The sequence below is a fragment of the Rhodoferax sp. genome (genome assembly GCF_028714215.1).
Taxonomy (GTDB): Bacteria; Pseudomonadota; Gammaproteobacteria; order Burkholderiales; family Burkholderiaceae_C; genus Rhodoferax.
The window spans coordinates 18,143-41,988 of the sequence record NZ_JAQTMS010000008.1 but is presented as its reverse complement, the minus strand read 5'-3'; the positions used below and the strand labels follow the sequence as shown (position 1 = coordinate 41,988).

22 protein-coding genes are annotated in these 23,846 nt (G+C 63.5%); 11 read left to right on the top strand and 11 right to left on the bottom strand.

Annotated elements, in window-relative coordinates; all coding sequences use genetic code 11:
* Positions 1–10: 10 nt before the first annotated feature.
* The gene (rocF, locus tag PHS32_RS05625) at positions 11–982 is read right to left on the bottom strand and encodes an arginase (RefSeq protein ID WP_301077898.1); all 972 of its coding nucleotides are present in this window, start codon (positions 980–982) and stop codon (positions 11–13) included.
* Complete coding sequence (locus PHS32_RS05620; RefSeq protein WP_301077897.1) at positions 979–2,040, bottom strand: ornithine cyclodeaminase; 1,062 nt, start codon at positions 2,038–2,040, stop codon at positions 979–981. Before PHS32_RS05620 ends, rocF begins: the two co-directional genes overlap by 4 nt.
* 124 nt (positions 2,041–2,164) lie before the next feature.
* On the opposite strand from PHS32_RS05620, the gene PHS32_RS05615 reads away from it, so the two are divergent.
* The 3 genes from PHS32_RS05615 to PHS32_RS05605 all read left to right on the top strand — a co-directional run bounded on the left by PHS32_RS05615 (position 2,165) and on the right by PHS32_RS05605 (position 5,141).
* Complete coding sequence (locus PHS32_RS05615) at positions 2,165–2,590, top strand: Lrp/AsnC family transcriptional regulator (protein WP_301077896.1); 426 nt, start codon at positions 2,165–2,167, stop codon at positions 2,588–2,590.
* Positions 2,591–2,838: 248 nt separating this feature from the next.
* Positions 2,839–3,708 carry a PEP-CTERM sorting domain-containing protein gene (locus PHS32_RS05610; protein WP_301077895.1) on the top strand — a complete coding sequence of 290 codons (870 nt, stop codon included), beginning with the start codon at positions 2,839–2,841 and terminating at the stop codon, positions 3,706–3,708.
* A gap of 158 nt (positions 3,709–3,866) precedes the next feature.
* Positions 3,867–5,141 carry an ATP-binding protein gene (locus PHS32_RS05605; protein ID WP_301077894.1) on the top strand — a complete coding sequence of 425 codons (1,275 nt, stop codon included), beginning with the start codon at positions 3,867–3,869 and terminating at the stop codon, positions 5,139–5,141.
* A gap of 163 nt (positions 5,142–5,304) precedes the next feature.
* On the opposite strand, the gene PHS32_RS05600 is transcribed toward PHS32_RS05605, so the two are convergent.
* Positions 5,305–5,997, bottom strand: a complete 693-nt coding sequence (locus PHS32_RS05600; RefSeq protein ID WP_301077893.1) for a YggS family pyridoxal phosphate-dependent enzyme — start codon at positions 5,995–5,997, stop codon at positions 5,305–5,307.
* Positions 5,998–6,032: 35 nt separating this feature from the next.
* Between PHS32_RS05600 and PHS32_RS05595 the strand changes: the two genes are divergently transcribed.
* The 4 genes from PHS32_RS05595 to PHS32_RS05580 are packed head-to-tail and all read left to right on the top strand — an operon-like array spanning position 6,033 to position 9,817.
* Complete coding sequence (locus PHS32_RS05595) at positions 6,033–7,076, top strand: type IV pilus twitching motility protein PilT (protein ID WP_301077892.1); 1,044 nt, start codon at positions 6,033–6,035, stop codon at positions 7,074–7,076.
* 30 nt (positions 7,077–7,106) lie between these two features.
* Entirely contained in the window at positions 7,107–7,736 is a 630-nt protein-coding gene (locus tag PHS32_RS05590) for a cyclic nucleotide-binding domain-containing protein (protein ID WP_301077891.1), read from the top strand.
* Between the two features lie 21 nt (positions 7,737–7,757).
* A complete protein-coding gene (locus PHS32_RS05585) occupies positions 7,758–8,894 on the top strand; it encodes a PilT/PilU family type 4a pilus ATPase (RefSeq protein WP_301077890.1) in 1,137 nt (378 codons plus the stop codon).
* Positions 8,891–9,817: an NAD(P)-dependent oxidoreductase gene (locus tag PHS32_RS05580; protein ID WP_301077889.1), complete on the top strand. Its 927-nt coding sequence runs from the start codon at positions 8,891–8,893 to the stop codon at positions 9,815–9,817. The genes PHS32_RS05585 and PHS32_RS05580 overlap by 4 nt, the downstream gene beginning before the upstream one ends.
* A gap of 96 nt (positions 9,818–9,913) precedes the next feature.
* Here PHS32_RS05580 and PHS32_RS05575 read toward each other — a convergent pair whose 3' ends face one another.
* From PHS32_RS05575 to PHS32_RS05560, 4 genes are all read right to left on the bottom strand, one after another.
* Positions 9,914–10,540 (bottom strand): BON domain-containing protein, encoded by a 627-nt coding sequence (locus tag PHS32_RS05575; protein ID WP_301077888.1) that lies wholly within the window; start codon positions 10,538–10,540, stop codon positions 9,914–9,916.
* On the bottom strand, positions 10,537–11,136 hold the full coding sequence (locus tag PHS32_RS05570; RefSeq protein WP_301077887.1) for a phosphoheptose isomerase: 600 nt from the start codon (positions 11,134–11,136) through the stop codon (positions 10,537–10,539). The genes PHS32_RS05575 and PHS32_RS05570 overlap by 4 nt, the downstream gene beginning before the upstream one ends.
* 128 nt (positions 11,137–11,264) lie before the next feature.
* A complete protein-coding gene (locus PHS32_RS05565; RefSeq protein ID WP_301077886.1) occupies positions 11,265–13,043 on the bottom strand; it encodes a gamma-glutamyltransferase family protein in 1,779 nt (592 codons plus the stop codon).
* A gap of 33 nt (positions 13,044–13,076) precedes the next feature.
* Positions 13,077–13,463, bottom strand: coding sequence for a YraN family protein (locus PHS32_RS05560; RefSeq protein WP_301077885.1), 387 nt, complete (start codon positions 13,461–13,463; stop codon positions 13,077–13,079).
* Between the two features lie 2 nt (positions 13,464–13,465).
* Between PHS32_RS05560 and rsmI the strand changes: the two genes are divergently transcribed.
* Positions 13,466–14,386 carry a 16S rRNA (cytidine(1402)-2'-O)-methyltransferase gene (gene rsmI / locus PHS32_RS05555; protein ID WP_301078001.1) on the top strand — a complete coding sequence of 307 codons (921 nt, stop codon included), beginning with the start codon at positions 13,466–13,468 and terminating at the stop codon, positions 14,384–14,386.
* Between the two features lie 402 nt (positions 14,387–14,788).
* Here rsmI and PHS32_RS05550 read toward each other — a convergent pair whose 3' ends face one another.
* The 4 genes from PHS32_RS05550 to PHS32_RS05535 all read right to left on the bottom strand — a co-directional run bounded on the left by PHS32_RS05550 (position 14,789) and on the right by PHS32_RS05535 (position 19,750).
* Complete coding sequence (locus PHS32_RS05550; protein WP_301077884.1) at positions 14,789–17,212, bottom strand: FAD-dependent oxidoreductase; 2,424 nt, start codon at positions 17,210–17,212, stop codon at positions 14,789–14,791.
* 64 nt (positions 17,213–17,276) lie between these two features.
* A complete protein-coding gene (locus tag PHS32_RS05545; protein WP_301077882.1) occupies positions 17,277–18,119 on the bottom strand; it encodes a DMT family transporter in 843 nt (280 codons plus the stop codon).
* Positions 18,120–18,137: 18 nt separating this feature from the next.
* Complete coding sequence (phnX, locus tag PHS32_RS05540) at positions 18,138–18,968, bottom strand: phosphonoacetaldehyde hydrolase (RefSeq protein WP_301077881.1); 831 nt, start codon at positions 18,966–18,968, stop codon at positions 18,138–18,140.
* 71 nt (positions 18,969–19,039) lie between these two features.
* Positions 19,040–19,750, bottom strand: a complete 711-nt coding sequence (locus PHS32_RS05535) for a phosphonate utilization associated transcriptional regulator (RefSeq protein WP_301077880.1) — start codon at positions 19,748–19,750, stop codon at positions 19,040–19,042.
* Between the two features lie 189 nt (positions 19,751–19,939).
* Here PHS32_RS05535 and PHS32_RS05530 point away from each other — a divergent pair, with 189 nt between their 5' ends.
* Genes PHS32_RS05530 through PHS32_RS05520 form a run of 3 tightly spaced genes read left to right on the top strand, consistent with a single transcriptional unit; the run spans position 19,940 to position 23,815 of the window.
* The gene (locus PHS32_RS05530; protein ID WP_301077879.1) at positions 19,940–20,977 is read left to right on the top strand and encodes a putative 2-aminoethylphosphonate ABC transporter substrate-binding protein; all 1,038 of its coding nucleotides are present in this window, start codon (positions 19,940–19,942) and stop codon (positions 20,975–20,977) included.
* 59 nt (positions 20,978–21,036) lie between these two features.
* Positions 21,037–22,089, top strand: coding sequence for a putative 2-aminoethylphosphonate ABC transporter ATP-binding protein (locus tag PHS32_RS05525; RefSeq protein WP_301077878.1), 1,053 nt, complete (start codon positions 21,037–21,039; stop codon positions 22,087–22,089).
* Between the two features lie 10 nt (positions 22,090–22,099).
* Positions 22,100–23,815 (top strand): putative 2-aminoethylphosphonate ABC transporter permease subunit, encoded by a 1,716-nt coding sequence (locus PHS32_RS05520; protein ID WP_301077877.1) that lies wholly within the window; start codon positions 22,100–22,102, stop codon positions 23,813–23,815.
* Positions 23,816–23,846: the final 31 nt, after the last annotated feature.

Here is a 23,846-nt window from a genome sequence, read left to right as displayed (position 1 = left end):
CAACTTTTGATTATCGAATGCCGGATCCGATTTTCTCGCCGGCTTTGCGCATCAGCGTGCTTTTTCCGAACAAACTCTCGATTAGATCAACTGCCAGTTCCGCCGTCTGGTTGCGCAGATCCAACGCCGGGTTGAGTTCCACCACGTCGAGCGAGGCCAGGTGGCCGGTATCGGCGATCATCTCCATGCACAACTGGGCCTCGCGGTAGCTCGGGCCGCCGCGCACCGTGGTGCCGACCCCCGGCGCATCGGCGGGATCCAGAAAATCGACATCCAGACTGACGTGCAAGTGGGTGTTGGCGTCGACCAGCGCCAAGGCCAGCTCCATGGCCAAGCGCATGCCCATCTCGTCGATGTAGCGCATGTCGAAAACCTCGATACCGATGTCGTGCACCAGCCGTTTCTCGCCGGCATCGACGCTGCGAATGCCGATTTGACGGATCTCCCTGGGTTTGAGTACCGGCACCTGACCGCCCATTTCGATCAACTCCCGCGGGCCTTGACCGAACAGGCAGGCCACCGGCATGCCGTGCAGGTTGCCGCTGGGTGTCAGCGTGGCGGTATTGAAGTCGGCATGCGCGTCGAACCACAGGACACGCAATTTCTTCCCTCGCTCGCGGCAATGGCGCGCCACGGCACTGATGGAGCCGATCGCCAGGCAGTGGTCGCCGCCCAGCATGATGGGCAGGCGGCCGGCCTTGAGTTCGGCGTAGAGGGCGTCATGCACCAGGCGGTTCCATTGCACCACTTCGGGCAGGTGGCGAAAGCCGTTGACGGCCGCCTGCCATGGGTTGGCCGGACCGGTCAAGTTGCCGCAGTCCTTGACGTCCACGCCAAAGCGGGCAATCGCCTGGGCAATGCCGGCCACGCGCAAAGCCTCGGGCCCCATGCGGGCACCCAGGGTGCCGGCGCCGATGTCGGTCGGGACACCAATCAGGCTGACACCGCCAGCGACCGGATTGGCGGCGGGCGGCTGGTTCATGCTGCCAGCGCCAACTCTTCGACAACCGGGCCAATCAGGCTGAACAGATCCTTCGGGTTGCCCAGTTCCGGAATCAGCGACAGCGCTTGACCGACCCCCAGTTCACTGGCCGCATCGCGCATGAAGCGCAACGCCGAATAGTCTTCCAGCGCAAAGCCGACCGAGTCGAACACGGTGACTTGACTCTCCGTGCTGCGGCCGGCTGCCTTGCCGCCCAGCACTTGCCAGAGTTCGGTCACGGCAAAGTCGGCCGGCAACTGTTGCAGGTCGCCCTCGATGCGGGTTTGCGGCTCGTACTCGACGAACACCGAAGCGCCGCGCAGCACATCCGGGTGCAGCTCGGTCTTGCCGGGGCAGTCGCCACCGACGCCATTGATGTGCATGCCGGGCGCGATCAGGTCGGGCGTCAGGATGGTGGCATTGGTTTTGTCGGCGGTCACGGTCGTCACTATATCGGCTCCCAGCACCGCTTGGGTAATACTTTCGCAGGCGATCAGGCGCAGCGCCGTGTGCCGCAGATTGCGCATCAGCTTGGCAGTGGCGGCGCGGTCGGTGTCGAACAGCCGGATTTCCTCAATGCCCAGCAGATGATGAAAAGCCAGCGCCTGAAACTCGCTTTGCGCGCCGTTGCCAATCAGCGCCATGCGTCTGCTGCCCGGTCGGGCCAGCGCCCGCGCCGCCACCGCCGACATGGCGGCGGTGCGCAAGGCGGTGGTCAGGGTCAGCTCGCTGAGCAGCCGCGGCACCCCGGTGGCAACATCGGCCAGCACGCCAAACGCCATCACGGTGGACAGACCGATGTGCGTGTTCCTGGGGTGGCCGTTGACATATTTGAAGGCATAGGTCTGGGCATCGGCGATCGGCATCAGCTCGATCACGCCGCCGGCCGAATGGCTGGCGACACGGGCGCATTTGTCAAAGTCCTGCCAGCGCAGAAAATCCTGCCGAATGTAGTCGGCCATGCCGCGCAGGGCCGCCGCCGGGCCTATTTTGTTGACGATCAAGGCCACGTCCTGGGCGCTTAGAAAGTGGGTTTGAACGGTTGAACTCGATTTCATGATGCGGTACTCGGAGAAGTGCGAAGCAGTGTCTCAAGAGGGCATGACAATGTAAATCAGCAATATTGCTTGCTTTTTGGCAAATATTTGTCATATAGATAGATATGAATGTCAAAATGGCAACATGGATGCCACCGATCAACAATTGCTGTCGCTGTTGCGCAAGGACGCCCGAACCAGTGTTGCCACGCTGGCAAAAAAGCTGGGCGTGTCGCGCGGCACCGTGACGAACCGGGTCGCCAAACTGGAAGACGCCGGCATCATCGTCGGTTACACCGTCAAGCTCAGGCCCGACGCGCAACCGTCGGAAATTTGTGCCTGGATGAGCATCGCCGTGGAGGGCAACGAGACCCGCTCGGTGATTGCCAGCCTGCTGGGCGAACCCGGCGTCGCCAGCCTGCACGACACCAACGGCCGCTGGGACCTGCTGGCCGAGCTGCGGGCGGCCAATCTGGCCGAGTTGTCCAAGATCCTGGAGCGCATCCGGCTGGTGCGCACCATCAGCAGCACCGAGACCAGCATTCACCTGCAAACCTATCGCCTGTCGTAGGTTCGCAAAACGCGCATTGACACTGCGGTGGGAAAAGCCAACGCGGCTGGCGCAGGGTCGGCGACAGCTCATTCCGCATGTGCGTCTTGGCTGAGGCAGCAGTGTTTTCCTCTGGTATGACGAACGGTTAGTCCGAACGGGCTATTCACAGGCTGCACTTTCGGGAGCACTATTGCCCTTCTCTATTTGTGGTTATTTAAAAACTGCTAGCGCGGCTGACCTGCATGGGTCGGGAAAGGGCAAAGACAATGGAAAAGCAATTGACCACTGGTGTGGTAGCTGGATTGAGATCCGGTATCGGTTCCCGGTTGCGGGCCAAAGCGGCGTTCTGCGCTGGCGCAACCGCACTGGCGCTGGCTGGCTTGACCGGGGTAACGAGTGCCAAAGCTCAATCAACATTGGTCTTTGATCGCGGACTTCCCACCACCAACGTCAACTCTGGCGACGCCAACCGCAGCAACGTCCAGTGGGCCGATAACGAATCAACCACCAATCCCGCCACCTTCTATCAGCCCGGGGATGACTTCACGCTGGCGGGGACTGGCGCCTACAACATCAACACAATCCGCGTCTGGTCGACCGACAGCACCGGGCTCAGCCTCCTGGGTGGCTTGGCCGGGGGACCGATCGCCTTGCAATCGACTTCGTTCACTTCGACGTTGGTTGCGGGGTATGGGGGAGGCTTGGGCTACCAAGGTAGCTCAGGCGGGTATTCTCCCGTTTACCAGATCGATTTCAACGTCAACATCGGGCTAAACGGTGGCCAGACCTATCAATTTTTCCTTGATGGGGCGATTCGTCCTTTTACCGGGGGTACTGGCTACACCAACGCTTTTCTGCACGCATCGAACGCAAGCCAGAGTGGATCAACGCAAGAGGGGGCAGACGGCAGCTTCCTGTATCTGTCACCCAGCGGCACCGCCCTGACTTGGAATTCAGGAACCGGCGGCGGGACCAGTGGTTGGGGTAGCGGCGGGTTCCCTAACTCCGACGCCAACGTCCAGGTTTTCGCGGCAGCCGTCCCCGAACCCGAAACCTATGCCATGCTGCTGGCCGGCCTTGGCCTGCTGGGTTACGTTCGGGGCCGCAGGCAACCGAAAGACGTTGCTGCCGCTTGAGCCAACTCAGCGGCCTTCAGATAGCCCCGCTTCGGCGGGGTTTTTCATGCAGCACCCGATCAGGGAGCCATCTCGCAGAGGCAAGTCATTGCGCACATTAACCATGAAATTCCAACATTTGATGTTCGAATTTCATGGATTTATGCTAACATCCAGCGATGCTGAACCGCGGCGCCCTCGAACTCTCCATCCACAAAGCCCTTGGCCGCTCGCGCGGTGTCGTCTTGAGCGGCCCCCGGCAATCCGGAAAAAGCACGCTGGCCCAAAGGTTTCTGAGTCGCCAGTCGCCCAATTATTTCGATCTCGAATACCCGCCTCACGCGCAACGCCTGGAACAACCCGTCCAGACGCTGGAGCAACTCAAGGGTCTGGTTGTCATTGACGAAGTCCAGCTCCAACCCAACTTGTTTCCCCTGCTGCGCGTGCTGATGGACCGCTCCGATGCGCCGGGCCAGTACCTGCTGCTCGGCAGCGCGTCACCGGCCTTGTTGCACCAAGCCGGTGAGTCCCTGCTGGGCCGCGTCGAAACCGTGCAGGTAGGTGGTTTCGATCTGGCGGAGGTTAGCGCCCATGAAGGGGGCTACAGCGATGACGCTGCAACGCGTCTGTGGCTGCGCGGCGGTTTCCCACGTTCCTATCTGGCGGCCTCGGACGAGGACAGCTTCGCATGGCGCGCCCAGGCCGTGGCAGACCATGTGCGCGTGGACATGCCCCAGTTTGGCATCAACATCGCGGCGCCCGCCATGCTGCGTTTCTGGACGATGCTGGCGCACTACCACGGACAAGTCTGGTCAGCGGCGCCATCCGCGCAGTCGATGGGCGTCTCGGAACCCACCATTCGCCGCTACCTCGATACCTTGACACAGACGCTGATGATCCGCCAATTGCAACCCTGGCATGAAAATCTGGGCAAACGCCAGGTCAAGGCCCCAAAGATTTATTTTCGGGATACCGGGCTGCTGCACGCGCTGATGGGCATCAAGACCGTGACTGAACTCTTTACCCATCCGCAAAGTGGCGCCAGCTGGGAAGGTTTTGCACTGGAGCAGGTGCTGCGCATCGCCCAACCCGATCAAGCCTGGTTCTGGGCCACGCACCAGGGCGCCGAGCTCGATCTTCTGTTGTTCAAAGGGAGCCAGCGGGTAGGCGTGGAGTTCAAGCGCGCCGACGTTCCCCGTGTGACCGCCAGCATGCGCATCGCCATGCATGACCTGAAGCTCGATGCGCTGTACGTTGTCCACCCGGGCCTGCACCGTTTCAAGCTAGCCGACGGGATAGAGGCGGCGCCCCTTTGGGCGATGCTACCGGGGGGAGACACCAACGTCTTGACGGGTCGCTTTGCTGATCGGGTCAAACAACCGGTGAACATCGACACCATGAATGAAGCCATCGCCGTTGGCGCGGCTGCGCGCAACCAGCCAAGCCAGAGTTGAGCAGCCTTGACACCAGCTTCCTGGGCGCCCAGATGGCCGAGAACGAAGGCTGCACGCACACGGTGACCTTTGACAGGGCCGCAGTGCGCGGTGCGGGGATGACGCTGCTGAACTGAGTGGCTGCCCGCGTGCAGCCCAGACAGCAAGAAACGAAACTTCCGGCTCAGACCACCTTGGCCCGCCCACCAAAAATGGCCGTCCCGACCCGCACCATGGTGCTGCCCGCATGGATGGCGGCCTCCAGGTCGGCGCTCATGCCCATCGACAGGGTGTCGAGTTCCAGACCTTCCGCCTTCAAGGCGTCGAAGACCGCCTTGACGCGGGCAAACAGGGCGCAGGCTGCCGCGAAATCAGGCACCGGCTCGGGGATGCTCATGACGCCGCGCAGGCGCAGGCGCGGCAAGGCCGCCACCTGCTGCGCCAGCGCCAGCGCCTCTTGCGGCAGCACGCCCGACTTCGCTGCGCCGCCGTCGACATTGACCTGGATGCAAACCTGCAACGCCGGCAAATGGGCCGGGCGCTGCTCGCTCAGGCGTTGCGCGGTCTTCAGCCGGTCCACCGTGTGCACCCAGTCAAAATGTTCCGCCACCAGGCGCGTCTTGTTGCTCTGGATCGGACCAATGCAATGCCACTGAAGAGGCAACTGGCGCAATTGCGTGATCTTTTGCACCGCCTCCTGGATGTAGTTCTCGCCGAACGCGGTTTGTCCGGCGGCGTGGGCAGCCGCCACCGCCGCCGGGCCAAAAGTCTTGGACACCGCCAGCAAGGTGACCTCGCCGGGCGCGCGGCCGGCCGCGCTACAAGCGGCTGCCACGCGCGCCCGAACGGTTTGTAAATTCTTCTCAATCATGGTCATAATTACCCCAAGCGTAACAAACGATCAAGGACCTCGTGGACATTACCCAACTGCTGGCCTTCAGCGTCAAGAACAATGCCTCGGATTTACACCTCTCGGCCGGCCTGCCGCCGATGATCCGGGTGCATGGCGACGTACGGCGCATCAATGTCGAGCCGCTGGACCACAAGCAGGTGCATGCGATGGTCTACGACATCATGAACGATACGCAGCGCAAGAGCTTCGAGGAGTTTCTGGAAATCGACTTTTCGTTCGAGATCGAGGGGCTGGCGCGCTTTCGGGTCAACGCCTTCAACCAGCACCGCGGCGCCGGCGCCGTGTTCCGGACCATTCCCAGCAAGATTCTGACGCTGGAACAACTGCATGCACCCAAAATCTTTGCCGATCTGGCCTTGAAGCCGCGTGGCATGGTGCTGGTCACCGGTCCGACCGGCTCCGGCAAGTCCACCACCCTGGCGGCGATGGTCAACTACCTGAACGAAACGGAGTTTGGCCACATCCTGACGGTGGAAGACCCGATCGAATTTGTCCATGAATCGAAAAAATGCCTGATCAACCAGCGCGAGGTCGGGCCCCACACGCTGAGCTTTGCCGCCGCCCTGCGTTCCGCCCTGCGGGAGGACCCGGACGCCATCCTGGTGGGCGAAATGCGCGACCTGGAGACCATCCGCCTGGCCATGACGGCGGCTGAAACGGGCCACCTGGTGTTCGGCACCCTGCACACTTCCAGCGCCGCCAAGACCATAGACCGGATCATCGACGTATTTCCAGCGGAAGAAAAGGAGATGGTCCGCGCCATGCTGTCGGAGTCGCTGCAGGCCGTGATCTCGCAGACCCTGTGCAAAACCAAGGACGGCCAGAGCCGCGTCGCGGCGCACGAGATCATGCTCGGCACCAGTGCCATCCGCAACCTGATTCGCGAGGCCAAGGTGGCGCAGATGTACTCCTCGATCCAGACCGGCAACAGCGTCGGCATGCAGACGCTGGACCAGAACCTGACGGATCTGGTGAAACGCAACATCATCAGCCCGGCCGAGGCACGCTCCAAAGCCAAGATTCCCGAGAACTTCCCCGGCTGAACCTGACCCGGCCCATCCATGGAGCACGCAATGAAAGGAATGTTCGGAGTCCAGCGGCAAAACAAGCCGGCCGGGTCGGATGCAAACGATCCTGACTCCAAGCTGTTCAGTTCCACCCTGTCAGAGGCGGATGCCGACCCCAATCTGCTGGTGCCGTGGGAGGCGCGGGCGGTTGAGGTGGGAGCCACGAAACTCGATCCCGAGAAGGGCATCAAGCTGTTGCAGGCACTGTGGCGCAAGGACAAGTACATGCGCCGGCTGGACCCGGAAACGATCCGTCGCATGCAGCCCTTTCTGGATTTCGCCACGATTGCCGCCGACCGCGATCTGATCCGCCAGGATGAACGCGGCAACTTCATGCTGGTTTTGCTGAGCGGCACGATTGCCATCGACCGCCTGCAACCCTGGGGCGAGCGCCTGCGTCTGGCCGAGGCGGCCGCTGGCGAGATACTGGGTGAGATGTCGCTGCTGGATGGCGGCATCCGGTTTTCCGTCTGCAGCACGCTCAGCAACTGCCAAATCGCCGTTCTCAGCGCGGATGCGATGGACCAGATGCTCGGCACCGACCCGACCCTGACCGCCAATCTGGTCACCTTGCTGGCCCGCAAGCTGTCGCTTCGACTGCGCGGTGTCAGCGCCCGGCTCAGCGAAACACATTGATTCCCGGGAGCACTACACGTCATGGAACGCGATCAAGCCACCAAGTTTGTCAACGACCTGTTGAAGCTGATGATCAGCCGCAACGGCAGCGACCTGTTCATCACGGCGGATTTTCCGCCGGCCATGAAAGTCGATGGGAAGGTGACCAAGGTCTCACCCCAGCCACTCAACGCGGCGCACACCATGGCGCTGGCGCGCTCGGTCATGAACGACAAGCAGGTCGCCGAGTTTGAGCGCACCAAGGAGTGCAACTTCGCCATCTCGCCGCCGGGCATAGGGCGCTTTCGCGTCAACGCCTTTATCCAGCAAAGCAAGGTCGGCATGGTGTTGCGGGTGATCCCCATGACCGTGCCCACCATTGACGGTCTGGGCGTGCCGCAGGTGCTCAAGGAAGTGGTCACGGCGAAACGCGGCCTGTGCATCATGGTGGGCGCCACCGGCTCCGGCAAGTCGACCACCCTGGCGGCGATGGTGGACTGGCGCAACGAGAACTCGTTCGGGCACATCATCACGATCGAGGACCCGATCGAGTTTGTCCATGCACATAAGAATTGCGTGGTCACGCAGCGCGAGGTGGGAATCGACACCGACAGCTGGGGCGCCGCCCTGAAGAACACCTTGCGCCAGGCCCCGGATGTGATTTTGATGGGTGAAATCCGCGACCGCGAAACCATGGAGCACGCGGTCGCCTTTTCCGAAACGGGACATTTGTGTCTGGCCACCCTGCACGCCAACAGTGCCAACCAGGCACTCGACCGCATCATCAATTTCTTTCCCGAGGAGCGGCGCGCGCAGTTGCTGATGGACTTGTCGCTCAATATCAAGGCCATGGTGTCACAGCGCCTGATTCCCAAGCAGGACGGCCGGGGCCGGGTGGCGGTGGTGGAAATCATGCTCAACTCGCCCCTGATCTCGGACCTGATCTTCAAGGGTGACATCTCGGAGATCAAGGAGATCATGAAGAAGAGCCGCAATCTGGGCATGCAGACTTTCGACCAGGCCTTGTTCGACGCCTATGAAGGCAAGCTGATCACCTACGAGGACGCCTTGCGCAATGCCGATTCCCTGAACGACCTGCGCCTGCAAATCAAGCTCAACAGCAAACGCGGCAAAATACAGGACCTCAACAGCGGAACCGAGAACTTTGCCATCGTATGAACGCCATCAACAGCAAAAATTACCCAGCCACGCCAGCCCGCCGAGTTGCCTTTCTAGGCCTGGGCGTGATGGGCTACCCGATGGCCGGACACCTGGCCCGCAGCGGCCACCAGGTCGCGGTGTACAACCGGACTGCCAGCAAGGCCGCCGCCTGGTGCGCGGAGTTCGCACCACCCGACGGTCAGCCCTCGACTGTGAGTCACGCCCTCACGCCACGGCTGGCGGTGCAGGATGCGGATATTGTCTTTTGCTGCGTCGGCAACGATGACGACCTGCGCAGCGTCACCCTGGGCAGCGATGGCGCCTTCGCCGGCATGAAGCCGGGCGCGCTGTTGGTCGATCACACCACGGCTTCGGCCAACGTGGCGCGCGAGTTGTACGGCACGGCCAAAAACCTGGGCCTGCAGTTTGTCGACGCCCCGGTATCGGGCGGCCAGGCCGGTGCGCAGAACGGTTTGCTGACGGTGATGTGCGGTGGCGATCAAGCGGCGTTCGAACTGGCGCAGCCGGTAGCGATGGCATTTTCCAAGGCTTTTACGTATTTGGGCCAGAGTGGTGCCGGTCAATTGGCCAAGATGGTGAATCAGATTTGTATTGCCGGCCTGGTGCAGGGCTTGAGCGAAGCGATTGCTTTCGGCCAGCAGGCCGGGCTCGACATGCTGCAAGTGCTGGATGTGATTGGCAAGGGCGCGGCCCAAAGCTGGCAGCTCGACAACCGCGGCAAAACCATGGTGGCGGACAAGTTTGATTTTGGCTTTGCCGTGGACTGGATGCGCAAAGACCTGGGGCTGGTGCTCGACGAGGCCAAGCGCAACGGCGCGCGCCTGCCGGTAACGGCCTTGGTAGACCAGTTTTATGCCGACGTGCAGCACATGGGCGGCAAGCGCTGGGACACTTCCAGCCTGATCAAGCGGCTGCGCTGACCATCAATTTGTCATCCCGGGCTGGTGCCTCTATTGTCATCCCGGGCTTGACCCGGGATCCATGGGTTACGGGTGCCGAATGCGTCTGCCCTGACCTTATTTCTTGGGTTCTGCCGGCGCCGGTTTGGGCAGCATGCGCTGCAACTCTTCCTCGCTGATGATTTCCATCACCCGAACCACCTTCTTGACGCCGTCGATGCTGCGCGCAATGTCGGTGGCGCGACCGGCTTCGCGCTGCGTCACGCGCCCCATCAAATAAACGGTACCGCGCTCGGTCACCACCTTGAAGGCGTTGGCGAACAAGTCCTGCGCGTCCACCAGGCTGGCCTTGATCCTGCCGGTTATCAGAACGTCGGAGGAGCGCTGCGACAGCGAGCTGTTCTCCATGACGACCATTTCGTTGATCACGGAACGCACGTTTTCAACCTTGGAGACCACCTGCTCCACCAGCTGTTTATCCTGTGCGCTGGGCACTTCACCGGTCACCAGCACTTGCCGGTTGTAACTGGTGACGTTGAAGTGGCCACGCTCGCCCAGGTTATCGCGGACGCGGTTGGCGGCCTTGAGTTCAATGCCCTCGTCTTCCAGCTGCGTGCCCGAGGTTCGGCGATCCGTCGCCATCATCGTGCCCATCACGGCACCGCCCAGCATGACCGGCGCGCAAGCGCCCAGGCAAGCGGTCAAGACCAGCATCGTCAGCAGTTTTTGGGTTGGAAATTTCATGTTAAGGTTTCCTGGTCTCCGAGTAACTGGGCATCGACCGCATCGCAAATGCAATGCAGGGACAGAATATGCACTTCCTGAATGCGCGCCGTGCGTTCATGCGGCACACAGATGTGCACGTCGGTATCGCGCAAGGCGTGGCTCATCTTGCCGCCGCCACGACCGGTGAGCCCCACCACCACCATCTCGCGCTCGTGGGCCGCCTCGATGGCCGCCAGCACATTGGCCGAATTGCCGCTGGTGGAGATCGCCAGCAGCACATCGCCGGGTTGCCCCAGGGCCCGCACCTGGCGCGAAAAAATGCTGTTGAAGTCGTAGTCGTTGGCAATCGCCGTGATGATGGAGCTGTCGGTGGTCAGCGCAATGGCCGCCAGTTCCGGCCGCTCGCGCTCGTAGCGCCCGACAAATTCGGCAGAGAAATGCTGCGCGTCGGCGGCCGAGCCGCCATTGCCGCAGGCCAGTACCTTGCCGCCGCTGGTCACACAAGCCAGCATCGCCTGCACCGCCGCCGCAATCGGTTTGCTCAAAACCTGTGCCGCCTGGTACTTCAGGTCGGCACTGTCGATAAAGTGTTGTTCAATACGTTGCTCAAGCATGCGTCAATGATACCCGGCCGCTACTTAAGCTGCGTGCAGCTACCGCAGATCCGGCGCCGGGCCGCCCCAAGACGGATCAGCCCCCTCGGGGGGCAGCGAGGACACGCAGTGCCGAGCGTGGGGGCCAACTACCGCCCTTGCGCGACGCCGTCACGCCGCGGATCGGCGGCACCTAGCCAGCCATCGTCACGCCACAGCAGGAATCCCAGGCCACTGGTCAGGGGCACAATTTCAGGCGCGTGCCCTTTCGCGGCCAGGGCCGCCGCCAGCGACACCGCGGTGCTGCCCTTCTCCAGTTGCAGCTTGCCGGCCAGTGCGGTGGAAACGTGCCCGCGCGCCAACGCCTCGACCGGAGCGCGCTGGTTGGCCAGCATTTCGATCAGGCTCATGCTGATGTAGTCGACGATCTGCCCGCCGCCGGCCGAGCCCCCGACCACCACCGGCTTGCCGCTTTGATCGAACACGATGGTGGGCGCCATCGAGGTGACCGGCCGCTTGCCGGCTTGCATGCGGTTGGGCGCCGCCTGGCCGGGGCCGGGTGCGACGGAAAAGTTGGTCAGCGCGTTGTTCAGCACAAAACCGTTGACCATCAGGCGCGAGCCGAAATTGAGGTTGATGGTGGTGGTCATGCTCAGCGCGTTGCCGGCCGCATCGACGACGGCGATCTGACTGGTGGCATCCGCCGTGTCCGACACCGGCGCGGCGCCAGACAGCGCGGCGGCGGTCCCGGTTTTCACCACTCCCGCCTTGACCTCCCGGGTCCTGCGTTCAGGATCGATTAGCCGGGCGCGCTCCCGCACATAGGCAGGCGCCACCAACTCGGCCGTCGGCACCGCTGCAAAGGCGGGGTCGCCCAGGTACTGAAAACGGTCCGCTTGCGCCAACCGGCCCGCCTCGGCGTAGTAATGGACAAACTCCGGGTCATCGAAATCGAAGCGCTGCGCCTCCTTGACCGGCGGCGTTCGCGCCTCCAGCATCTGCAGTATCTGCAGCACCACGACGCCGCCAAACGAGGACGGTCCCATGACACAGACCGAATACGCCAGAAACGGCGCGCAGACCGGGTCGCGCGGCTGGGCGCGGTAGGCGGCCAGATCGGCCTCGGTCATGAGCGAAGGGTGAGCGCCGCGCTGCAGCGCCGCCAGCAGCTCGCCACCGGCGCCGTCCTGCCACAGGGCCGCCGGGCCGTGCGCGGCCACCCGCCGCAGCGTTGACGCATAAGCCGGATGGGTCAGCGTGGCACCCACCGGTCGCAGCTTGCCGGCGGCATCGAAATAGAGCGCCCGCATGTCGGGCAGATCGGCGGCGGCGTTGGCCGCCGAGAGAACGGTGTGCAGGTAGGCCGGCATCGGGAAGCCGGTCTCGGCCAGCTCGATGGCCGGGGCAAATAGCGCAGCCCAGGGCAGTTTGCCGTAGCGCTGGTGCACTTGCTGCAACACCGCCAGCGTGCCAGGCACCCCCACCGAGCGTCCCCCGCGCTGCACGTCCTGGTATTTCAGCACGCTGCCGTCGACATCGATGGTGAGCCCGGCCGTCACTCTGGCCGGCGCCGCGGCCAGCCCGTCATAGCTGGTGAGCTTGCCGCTCGCGGCATCCCAGTTCATGATGAGGGAGCCGCCGCCCAGACCGGACGATTGCGGCTCCACCAGCCCCAGCACCATTTGCGCCGCGATCGCCGCGTCGATCGGACTACCGCCCAAATCCAGCATCTTCAGCGCCGCACGGGTCGCCAGCGGATGAGCCGTGACTGCGGCCTGCCTGGCCGGCAGCTTGGCAATGGAGTGGGTAGGATGGTCAGGCGTCAGGTCCGCTGGCGGCGGCAGCGGGGTCGCGCAGCCGCCCAGCACCAGCAGCAGGGCGCCCAGCAGGCGCACGCTGCCAGGGCCAAATTCGAATTTCCTGATCATGTTGGCGCCTCAGAGTTTCCTGCCGACAAAGTCCTAATTGGCATCAAACGCCGCCTGCAACCATTCGATGCCGGCCGGCTCCGACACCACCACATCAAAGCGGCAGGGCGGCGGCGTACGCAGGCGCAGCAGGTAATGGCGCGCGGCAAAGACAATGCGGCGTTGCTTCAAGGCCGTCACGCTGGCGCCGGCGCCGCCATGGCTGGCGCTCTTGCGGCTGCGCACTTCGACAAACACCAGCGTGCCATCGGGCGTTCGCATGATCAGGTCGATTTCTCCACCGCCGCGTCCGGGCGTCCGATAATTGCGCTCCAGCAGGCGCAAGCCATGCGCTTGCAGATGCTGTAGGGCGGCGTCTTCCGCCGCGTCGCCGAGCTGCTTGGTGCTCAGCGTGCCGGCCTTGACTTGAGGGAATACCATTGATTGCCACTTATGCTGTTGCTTATGCCTCTGCGCTGCGCGCCGCCAGCGAGGCGGCGGCCGGTCAGAATTATCCGCCCGGCGCCCTATACATGGTGGCGACACCGATAGGCAACCTGGCCGACATCACATTGCGCGCGCTGCATGTGCTGCAGCTTGCCGACAGCATCGCCTGCGAGGACACGCGCCACAGCCAGGCTTTGCTGCGCGCCTACGGTATCGACAAGTCGCCGGCACAACTGCTGGCGCTGCACCAGCACAACGAAGCGCAGGCGGCGCAGGCCGTCATCGAACGGCTGCGCCGGGGTGAACGGGTGGCTTACGCCAGCGACGCCGGCACGCCGGCCATCAGCGACCCCGGCGCGCGCCTGGTGGCGGCGGTGCGCCAGGAGGGCTTGACTGTGATTCCGCTGCCGGGTGCCAGCAGCGTCACCACTGCCCTCAGCGTGGCCGGCATCTGGGGCGAAGGCGCGCAGCACGGCGAATTCGTTTTTGCCGGCTTCCTGGCCTCAAAGTCCAGCGAACGCACCAGCGCCGTCGAGGCCTTGCGCTCTGAGCCACGGGCCGTCGTCATGCTGGAAGCGCCACACCGGATCGAAGCCCTGGCCACGGCGCTGGCCACCTTGGGCGCGCGGCCGGTCACCGTGGGGCGCGAGCTGACCAAGCAGTTCGAGGAAATTGCCACCGTCGGCGCGGCTGACCTACCGGCCTGGCTGGCGCAGGACGCGAATCGCCTGCGCGGCGAGTTCGTGCTGGTGCTGCACCCGGCGCAGACCGCGGCGCAAGCCGGACCCGACAGCCGCGTGCTGAAATTGCTGCTGGCGGAGTTGCCGCTCAAGACCGCCGTCAAGCTGGCCGCCGAGATCACCGGCGAGGCACGCAACACCCTCTACGAATTGGCCCTCAGCCTGAAAAAATCCTGATCGACGCGGACAACGCCAACGGTCTATGGAGCTTTCACGAAATGATCACATGCCAAACCTGGTTCGGCATAGTGGGTGGATCAGACTGACGGGGCACTCAGCTCCGTGTCCCCCGCCCTGCGGGCTCCTCCTTTACCTGCGCTGAGTGTCCCATCAGCCTGATCCTTCAAGCGGGATTGGTGCGCGATCAACGCAAACCACCGACGCTCGCCGCCGAGGGTGCTGGGGTGGGTGGCGTAGCGTGGACTTGGGGTTTTGCCAAATCAAGGGGGAGGCCGAAGTCCGGAGGACATTCGCGGAGCTACCCACCCCAGCGCCCTCGACCCACGCACGTCGGATATCAGCCGGGCTTGGCTGAAACGGTATCCAGAATCCCGGAATCAGGCAGGAATAACACAGGAATCAGGGTTTCACCGGCCACTGGTCGTACAGGCGCACCGGAACGCGTTCGCCCCACAGCTCTATCGCCTCCAGGGTGCCGGCATGGCTCTGATTGGCGGCCGCACCGCGCACATAACCGAGGGCCACGCAGGCTCCGGCCAGCGGGCTCCAGCCGACTGATGAAATCTCGCCCACCGCTTCGCCCTGCACCACGATTGCTTCGCCGCCCCAGGCGTAGGCGTCCGGTGATTCGAACACCAGCGTCACCAGTTTCTTGCGCAAGGGCTTGTCCCGGCTCGCCAGCAATGCCGCCTTGCCGATGAAGTCGGCCGGCTTGTCCAGCTTGACGGCATACGCCAGGCCCGCTTCCCACGGCGTCTCGTCGGGCCCCAACTCGGCCCTCCAGGCGCGCCGGCCCTGCTCTATGCGCAAGGCGTCCAGCGCGTAGTAACCGGCATCCCGCAGCCCCAGATCGGCACCGGCCGCCATCAACGCCAGATAGACGTGGCGTGCCATTTCCACCGGCACATACAACTCGAAGCCGGGCCCTCCGACATAACTCATGCGCGCGGCACGCACACGGGCAAAGCCCAGCTCTATCGTCTTGGTCCAGGAGAATTTCAGCCCGGCCGGCGAAAGATCGTCCGGGCTGACGCGCGCGAGCAGCTCGCGCGCCTTGGGGCCCATCACCGACAGCACGCAGTACAGGGCGGAGACATCGGTCAGCAGCGCATGCTGGCCGGCGCCAATGTGGCGCGCGATCCAGTCGAAGTCGCGCACCGTTTGCGCGGAACCGGTGACGATCAGAAAGCTCTCCCCCATGCTGCCGGGCGGCTGGCGGATGATGGTCAGATCGCTCTCGAAGCCGCCGCGCTCATTGAGCATGGCGGTATAGACCATCTTGTCGACCGGCACATCGACCTCGTTGGCGCACAGGCGCTGCAACACGGCCAGCGCGTCGCGCCCCTGCAGCAGCAGTTTGGAGAAAGAAGTCTGGTCGTACAGCGCCACCGCCTCGCGCGTGGCACGCTGCTCCTCCTGCATCCAGGGCAGCCAGCCGGGTTTGCCCAAGACATGCTGAGGCCGGGCCTGATTCCCTGGCCGGAAATAGTTCACCCTCTCCCAGCCATTCTTGGCGCCGAACTCGGCACCTTTTGCTGCCAGCAGGTCGTACAGCGGCGAGGTGCGCAGCGGCCGCGCCGTCTCCAGTTCCTGCCGTGGCCAGCGCATGGCGTAGTGCAGACCCAGCGTCTCGCCGGTGCGCTCGGCCAGGGCTTTGCGGTTGCCGGTGAAAGCGCCGAAGCGGCGAATGTCCACGTCCCATAAATCGGTGCTCGGCTCGCCGCCGATGATCCACTCGGCCATCAGCCGCCCGGCGCCGCCGCTGTTGGCGATGCCGGCCGAATTGAAGCCGGCACAGACGAAATAGTTGCGCAGCTCGGGCGCTTCGCCGAGGATGAAGTTGCCGTCCGGCGTGAAGCTCTCCGGGCCATTGAGCAGCATCTTGATCTCTGCCGTTTCCAGGCACGGCGTGCGGTGCATGGCGTTGGTCATCAAGGGCTCGAACTGCTCCCAGTCCTCGTCCAGCAGCTCGAACTGAAAGGTCGACGGGATCGGGTCCATCTTCCAGGGCTTAGCCTTGGGCTCGAAGCCACCCATCACCAGGCCGCCCACTTCCTCCTTGTAGTAGATGAAACCGTCCGGGTCGCGCATCACCGGCAGGTTGGGCAGCACGCCGGCTATCTTGCCGGTGACGATGTAGAAATGCTCGGCCGAATAGAGCGGCACATTGACGCCGGCCAGGCGGCCGAACTGGCGTGCCCATTGGCCGGCGCAATTGACCAGCACCTCGCAACGCACTTCACCCTGTGTGGTCTGGATGCCCACCGCCCGGCCGCGCTCGATGATGACGCCGGTCACCTCGATGCCTTCCAGCATCTTCACGCCGCGGTTGCGCGCGCCCTTGGCCAGCGACATGCAAAGGTCGGCCGGGTTGACCTTGCCGTCGCCGGGCAGCCAGATGGCGCCCTGCAAATCGTCGGTGCGCATGATGGGGTAAAGCTCGCCAGCCTCGCACGGCGTGATGAGGCGACATTCGACGCCAAAGCTGTTGGCCATGGCGGTCTGTTTTTTCAGTACCTGCATGCGCTCCGGGGTGCGCGCCACGTTGACGCTGCCGCACTGCTTCCAGCCGGTGGAGAGCCCCGTTTCCGCCTCCAGCGCGGCGTACAGCTCGATGCCGTACTTGCTCATCTGCGTCATGTTGCGATTCGGCCGCATCTGCCCGACCAGGCCGGCGGCGTGCCAGGTGGTGCCGCTGGTCAGCTTGCCCTGCTCCAGCAACAGGACGTCGGTGCGGCCCATCCTGGCCAGGTGGTAGGCCGTGGAGCAGCCCACAATGCCGCCACCCACAATCACCATTTGTGCCTGTTTTGGAAGACTCATTTCCAACTCCTTTTTTAGCGGTTTGCGGGCCAGATCTTTAGCTTTGTCCCCAACTGACTGAGGCTTAACCCAAACGCAATGCCATGACGCCGGCCGCGATCACGCAGGTTCCCAGCACCCGCCTGGGCGTGAAAGCTTCTTTCAGGAACCAGGCGCCCAGCAGCACGGCAAACAGGACCGAGGTTTCGCGCAGCGCGGCCACCGTGGCGACCGGTGCCCGCGTCATCGCCCACAAGGCAATGCCGTAGGAACCCAGCGAGGCGCAGGCGCCCAGCGTGGCCAGCGGCCAGCGCCGGCGCGCGTAACGACCGACCGCATGGCCGCGGGTGGCAAACATCAACAGCGCAAACGGCCAGCCGTCGAACATGAACAAGGTGGCGACGTATTGCAGCGCGTTGCCGGAGGCGCGCACGCCCAGGCCGTCGACGACGGTGTAGATGGCGATGATGACGGCGTTGGCCAGCGCAAAGCCGAGCGCCTTGGGCACCCTGAAGGCATGCGGATGGAGACCCAGCACCAGCACGCCGCAACTGATGCCCAGCACGCCCATCCAGGCCAGCGGCGACAGCGTCTCGCCCAGCGTGAAGGTGGCTGACAAGGCCACCAGCAGCGGTGCCACGCCGCGCATCAGCGGGTAAGTGAGCCCCAGCTCACCATGCCGGTAAGCGCCGGTCAAGGCCAGGTAATAGCCGATGTGGATCAGCACCGACGTGGCAATGTAGGGCCAGGCTTTGGGCTCGGGCCAACCGACCAGCGCCACCAGCGGGATGGCCAGGAAAGAGCCGATCAGGTGGATCACCGCCATGTCCAGGTCTTTGTCGCTGCTGGACTTGACCAGCGCGTTCCAACTGGCGTGCAGCAGCGCGCCAAACAGCACCGCCGCCACGATGGGCCAGCTCAAGAACATGGCTGAGGTGCCCCCCGGTCAGGGTGCTTCACCGCGCCGGATGCGCGCCTGGATGTCGTCGATGCAGGGCATGACGTCGGCGATGCTGTCCACCGTGTAGTGGGCACCGCATTGCTGCATGCGGCCGTAAGCGCGCTGGCGCTTGGCCTGCTGCTCGGCGGCCGGCAGCGCCTGCCAGTCTTTCAGCGGCATGCCCACTTCATTGCCGCTGATCGCCAGGCCGATGGTCCACATGCCGGCGTTCAGCCCCTCTTCGACGCCGGGCACCGTGTCGTCGATCTTGACGCAAGCCTGCACCGTGCTGACACCCAGTTTGATGACGTTGAGCAGGCACATATGGGGATAGGGGCGCCCGGCCGGCACGTCGCCGGCGCAGACCGTGGCGTCGGGCTCGTAGCCCTGGCGCTTGGCATCCTCCTGGTTGACCCGCATCATCTCGGGCAGGTAGCCGGACGTCGAGCCGATCTTCATGCCGCGCCGGCGCAGCTCGCCGATCACTTCCAGGGTGCCCGGAATCAGCGTCGAATACTCCGACAGACAGGCCACCTGCAGCGGCACGAACTCGGCGAACATGGCGCTGACATCGTCGTCGTTGGGCGGCCGACCGTAGTGTTGCTGCCAGCGCGCGCGCACCGATTCGAGTTCGCTGATGCGCTGTATGTGCACCCGCTTGTGGGCGCCCATGGGCGCGCGCGCTTCCGCTATCGTGATCGGCACCCCTTTGCGCTTGAAAACTTCCACAAACACGTGCGCCGGCGCCATGCACCCGTAGTCCATGGTCGTGCCGGCCCAGTCCAGCAACACGGCCTCGATCGGCCCCTGGTAGCTGCGCTTGTATCCAAAGTTCATGCGATCTCCTTGCAGTTGATTGACCCGGTTGGTTGATTGTGACAGTTCATGCCATGACCAGGCAGCGGCCGTCAGGCCGCCGGGGCGGCGCCGTCGGCGCGCGACTGGCGACGCAAATCGTTGGCAATGGTGCGCTGCTTGCTGTCCATCACGTGATCAAACATGGCGCGCCCGGCCTTCTCGGCGTCGCCCGAAGCAATCGCCGTGACGATTTTGCGGTGCTCTCCGGCCGAGATCGGCATCAGCCAGCCGTCCGCCAGATTCAGGCGCCGAAAGAGCGACAGCTCCTTGATCAGCTTGCGGTAGATCGCGGTCAGTTTGCGATTGCCCGCCAGCTCGACCAGCCGGTCATGGAATTTGAGATTGAGCAGGTGGTAGCTGTGGGCGTCCAGCGCCTTCACCGCTTTTTCCATGGCGCTCACCAGGGCCCGGATTTCCTTCAGCTGGGGCGGCGTGATATGGACCGCCAGTTGCTTGCCGACCAGTTCGTCCATGGCGGCGCGCAGATCGAAGATCTCGATCGCTTCGTCGACCGGAATGTCGCGCACGAAGACACCGCGATTCTTCTCGGTGCGCACCAGTCCGGCTTCGTCCAGCATGCGAAAGGCTTCGCGCACCGGCCCGCGCGAAACGCCCATTTTCTTGGCCAGCGCGGCCTCGTTCAATTTGAAACCGGGGGCATATTCGCCCACCAGAATGGCGCGCTCGATCTCCTGCTGCACCACGGTGGTGAGTGAGCTGGTTTGCAGCAGGGCGATGGTGGGGTGGAGCGCAACACTCATGCCCCGCATTGAAGCACAACCAGTTAAATTGTCAACAATCTGCAAAAAACAATTGACAAGCGCCAAGGGTCGGCGTCAAATAAAAATGCAGTTGCGTGCGGGTAAGTACCCAGTCTGTTCCCGGCCATCCGTCATCACACTGTCACTGTCAGGTCACAAAATCGCCATTTTTACTTGAAGGAGCTTCGCATGCGTTTGTCGATATTGTCCAAGTCGCTTGTCTTGTCCGGCCTGCTGGCGATTGCCGCTGCCGCGTCGGCGCAGAAAACCCAGTTGCTGGTCTACACCGCGCTGGAAACCGATCAGGTCAAGGCCTACCAGGAGGGTTTCAACAAGTCCTACCCGGACATTGAAATCAAGTGGGTACGCGATTCCACCGGCGTCATCACGGCCAAGCTGCTGGCCGAAAAATCCAATCCGCAGGCCGATGCGGTGATGGGCGTGGCAGCCTCCAGTCTGGCCCTGCTGGACAAACAGGGCATGCTGGTGCCCTACGCGCCGCTGAACCTGGATGCCTTGATGAGCCAGTACCGCGACAAGAAAAATCCGCCGGCCTGGTTCGGCATGGATGTCTGGGGTGCCACCGTGTGCTTCAACACGGTAGAGGCGAAAAAGAAGAACATCCCCAAGCCCGAGAGCTGGCAGGATCTGACCAAGCCGGCCTACAAGGGCCAGATCGTGATGCCCAACCCGGCCTCCAGCGGCACCGGCTACTTCGATGTGGTCGCCTGGCTGACGCTGTTTGGCGACAAGGACGGCAAGGGCGGCGGCTGGAAATACATGGACGGCCTGCACGACAACATTGCGCAGTACACGCACTCCGGCTCCAAGCCCTGCAACATGGCCGCCAGCGGTGAGTTTGTGGTCGGCATCTCGTTCGAGTACCGCGGCAACACCAACAAGGCCAAGGGCGCGCCGATCGACCTGATCTTCCCGAAAGAAGGCCTGGGCTGGGATCTGGAAGCGTTTGCCATCCACAAGGGCACCAAGAAACTCGACGCCGCCAAGAAACTGGCCGACTGGGCTTCCAGCAAGGACGCCATGCTGCTGTACGGCAAGAACTTCGCCATTACCGCGCAACCGGGCGTTGCCGCGCCGCTGGCCAACGTGCCCAAGGACTACGAAGCACGGCTGGTCAAGCTCGACTTCAACTACGCCGCCGAGCAACGCGAGCGCATCCTGAACGAGTGGACCAAGCGCTACAACGTGAAGACCGAAAAACGCTGATTGTTTGTGCAACCCCTGAGCCGCATGACCGGACTGTGCGGCTCTTTTCAATTCCCGGCATGAGTCAAAACTGTTTTCTGGCACTGCGTCATATCCGCAAGGAATTCGGCAGCTTCGCCGCCTTGCAGGACATCAACCTGGAGATCCGCCAGGGTGAATTCGTCTGCTTTCTGGGCCCTTCCGGCTGCGGCAAGACGACGCTGCTGCGCATCATCGCCGGGCTCGAAGTCCAGACTGCCGGGCAACTGACGCAAGACGGCCGCGACATCTCGCTGCTGCCGCCGGCGCTGCGCGACTATGGCATCGTGTTCCAGAGCTACGCCCTGTTTCCCAACCTGAACGTGACCGACAACGTGGCCTACGGCCTGGTCAACCGCAAGACGCCGCGCGCCCAGATCAAGCAGCGCGTCACCGAGCTTCTGAAGCTGGTGGGGCTGCCCGGCTGCGAAGCCAAATTCCCGGGGCAGCTCTCGGGCGGACAGCAGCAGCGCATCGCGCTGGCGCGCGCCTTGGCCACCAAGCCCGGCCTGCTGCTGCTCGATGAGCCCTTGTCGGCGCTCGATGCGCTGGAGCGCATCCGCCTGCGCCAGGAGATCCGGGCCTTGCAGCAGCAGCTGGGCGTCACCACCATCATGGTGACGCACGACCAGGAGGAGGCGCTGAGCGTGGCGGACCGGATCGTGGTCATGAACCACGGCGTCATCGAACAGGTCGGCACGCCGCTGGAGGTCTACCGCGAACCGGCCTCGCCCTTCGTGGCCGATTTTGTCGGCAAGATCAACATCATGCCGGCCCGCGTGACGCAGGGCGAATTGCGCTTTGGCAGCATGTGCCTGGCCGGCGACGGCCTGGACCGCGACGTGCGGGTCTACCTGCGGCCCGAAGACGTACTGGCCCGTCCCATCGCGGCGGGCGACCCGCACGTGTTCGACGCCAACATCGACAAGATCGAGTTCCTGGGTTCCTACTGCCATGTGCATGTGAGCTCGCCGGCGCTGGACGGGCACAAGCTGATGGTCTACCTGTCGCTCAACTTCCTGTCCGAACAATCGCTGCAAGTCGGCTCCAGCATCACGCTGAGGCTGCTGCCGGAACGCATCAAGGTGTTTTGAGGGCGCCCTGATGTCAGCTGTACTGTCCCGGTCATCGGCGGCTCGCCCCGTGAAACTCAAGCAACACTGGGTCGATCGGCTGGCCCATGTTTTCATTGCGCTGATCGCCCTGATCCTGATCGCCTTCCTGGCCGCGCCGCTGCTCTCCATCCTGTTGCAGGCGCTGCAAGGCCGGGAGGGCGAATTCGTCTGGTTCGACAACTTTGTGGCCTACGCCAAAACGCCGGCCTTGCTGGGCAGCCTGTGGAACAGCGTCTGGGTCTCGGGCGCGGTGACACTGATCGTGCTGCCCCTGGCTTTTACCTTTGCCTATGCCTTGACGCGCTCCTGCATGCCCTTCAAGGCCTTGTTCCGCGGCATTACCCTGATCCCCTTGCTGGCGCCCTCCCTGCTGTCCGCCATTTCCCTGATCTACTGGTTCGGCAATCAGGGCGTGCTGAAGGACTGGATGCAGGACGTTGGCATCGACCAGATCTACGGCGCGCCGGGCATTGTGCTGGCCGAGTGCCTGGCCGTTTTCCCGCACACGCTGATGATTCTGGTGACCGCCTTGAGCCTGTCCGATGCGCGCTTGTACGAAGCCGCCGACGCCATGGGCACGACGCTGCGGCGCAAGTTTTTCACCATCACCCTGCCCGGCGCCAAGTACGGCCTGATCTCGGCCGCGCTGGTCACTTTCACCCTGGTCATGACCGATTTCGGCATTCCCAAGGTGATTGGCGGCAACTTCAATGTGCTGGCCACCGACGTCTTCAAGCTGGTCATCGGCCAACAGAATTTTTCCAGGGGCGCAGTGGTGGCGATCCTGCTGCTGGCACCGGCCATACTGACCTTCGGCGTGGACCACTATGTCAGCCGGCGCCAGACCGCCATGCTGACGGCGCGCGCCGTGCCTTACTCGCCCAAGGCGGCACCGGCTTACGACCGGCTGATGACCCTTTACTGCGCCATCATCGCTGCCCTGGTACTGGCCATGTTAGGGATGGCGGTGTTCGCCTCTTTTGCCTCGTTCTGGCCCTACAACCTGACGCCCAGCTGGCGTCATTACCAGTTGGGCCTGCTCGATGCCGAGGTCGGCGTGGCCTTCTTCAACAGCCTCAAGATGGCGGCCGGGACGGCGCTGTTCGGCACCCTGCTGGTATTCACCGGCGCCTACCTGCTGGAAAAAACCAAGGGCATGGAAACCCTGCACGCCCTGGTGCGGCTGCTGGCCATGCTACCGATGGCGGTGCCGGGCCTGGTGCTGGGCCTGGGCTACATCTTCTTCTTCAATGCGGCGGACAACCCCTTGAACGCCCTGTACCACAGCCTGACCTTGCTGACCCTGTGCACCATCGTCCATTTCTACACCACCGGCCACCTGACCGCGGTGACGGCGCTGAAGGCGCTGGACGGCGAGTTCGAGGCCGTCAGCGCTTCGCTGAAAGTACCGTTCTACAAAACCTTCTGGCGCGTCACGCTGCCGGTCTGCGCGCCGGCCCTGATCGACATGGCACGCTACTTCTTCATCAACGCCATGACGACTATTTCAGCGGTGGTGTTCCTGTATTCGCCCGAGACCAAGGTGGCCTCCATTGCGATCCTGAACCTGGACGAGGCCGGCGAGATGGGCGCGGCGGCGGCCATGGCAGTGCTGATTGCGCTGTCCTCCTCGATCGCAACGCTGCTGTTCATGGCGCTGGCCTGGTGGACCAACCGGCGTACCCAAGCCTGGAGAGGGAGATGAGGCCCCCTTGCGTTCAACATGCCGTGAGTGG

Coding starts and splice junctions, on each gene's coding strand:
- PHS32_RS05575 (WP_301077888.1), bottom strand. CDS start 10,540: ATGAAATTTCCAACCCAAAAACTGCTGACGATGCTGGTCTTGACCGCT.
- PHS32_RS05610 (WP_301077895.1), top strand. CDS start 2,839: ATGGAAAAGCAATTGACCACTGGTGTGGTAGCTGGATTGAGATCCGGT.
- phnX (WP_301077881.1), bottom strand. CDS start 18,968: ATGAACTTTGGATACAAGCGCAGCTACCAGGGGCCGATCGAGGCCGTG.
- PHS32_RS05545 (WP_301077882.1), bottom strand. CDS start 18,119: ATGTTCTTGAGCTGGCCCATCGTGGCGGCGGTGCTGTTTGGCGCGCTG.
- PHS32_RS05590 (WP_301077891.1), top strand. CDS start 7,107: ATGAAAGGAATGTTCGGAGTCCAGCGGCAAAACAAGCCGGCCGGGTCG.
- PHS32_RS05525 (WP_301077878.1), top strand. CDS start 21,037: ATGAGTCAAAACTGTTTTCTGGCACTGCGTCATATCCGCAAGGAATTC.
- rocF (WP_301077898.1), bottom strand. CDS start 982: ATGAACCAGCCGCCCGCCGCCAATCCGGTCGCTGGCGGTGTCAGCCTG.
- PHS32_RS05620 (WP_301077897.1), bottom strand. CDS start 2,040: ATGAAATCGAGTTCAACCGTTCAAACCCACTTTCTAAGCGCCCAGGAC.
- PHS32_RS05570 (WP_301077887.1), bottom strand. CDS start 11,136: ATGCTTGAGCAACGTATTGAACAACACTTTATCGACAGTGCCGACCTG.
- PHS32_RS05560 (WP_301077885.1), bottom strand. CDS start 13,463: ATGGTATTCCCTCAAGTCAAGGCCGGCACGCTGAGCACCAAGCAGCTC.
- PHS32_RS05565 (WP_301077886.1), bottom strand. CDS start 13,043: ATGATCAGGAAATTCGAATTTGGCCCTGGCAGCGTGCGCCTGCTGGGC.
- PHS32_RS05585 (WP_301077890.1), top strand. CDS start 7,758: ATGGAACGCGATCAAGCCACCAAGTTTGTCAACGACCTGTTGAAGCTG.
- PHS32_RS05600 (WP_301077893.1), bottom strand. CDS start 5,997: ATGACCATGATTGAGAAGAATTTACAAACCGTTCGGGCGCGCGTGGCA.
- PHS32_RS05580 (WP_301077889.1), top strand. CDS start 8,891: ATGAACGCCATCAACAGCAAAAATTACCCAGCCACGCCAGCCCGCCGA.
- PHS32_RS05520 (WP_301077877.1), top strand. CDS start 22,100: ATGTCAGCTGTACTGTCCCGGTCATCGGCGGCTCGCCCCGTGAAACTC.
- PHS32_RS05605 (WP_301077894.1), top strand. CDS start 3,867: ATGCTGAACCGCGGCGCCCTCGAACTCTCCATCCACAAAGCCCTTGGC.
- PHS32_RS05615 (WP_301077896.1), top strand. CDS start 2,165: ATGGATGCCACCGATCAACAATTGCTGTCGCTGTTGCGCAAGGACGCC.
- PHS32_RS05550 (WP_301077884.1), bottom strand. CDS start 17,212: ATGAGTCTTCCAAAACAGGCACAAATGGTGATTGTGGGTGGCGGCATT.
- PHS32_RS05535 (WP_301077880.1), bottom strand. CDS start 19,750: ATGAGTGTTGCGCTCCACCCCACCATCGCCCTGCTGCAAACCAGCTCA.
- PHS32_RS05530 (WP_301077879.1), top strand. CDS start 19,940: ATGCGTTTGTCGATATTGTCCAAGTCGCTTGTCTTGTCCGGCCTGCTG.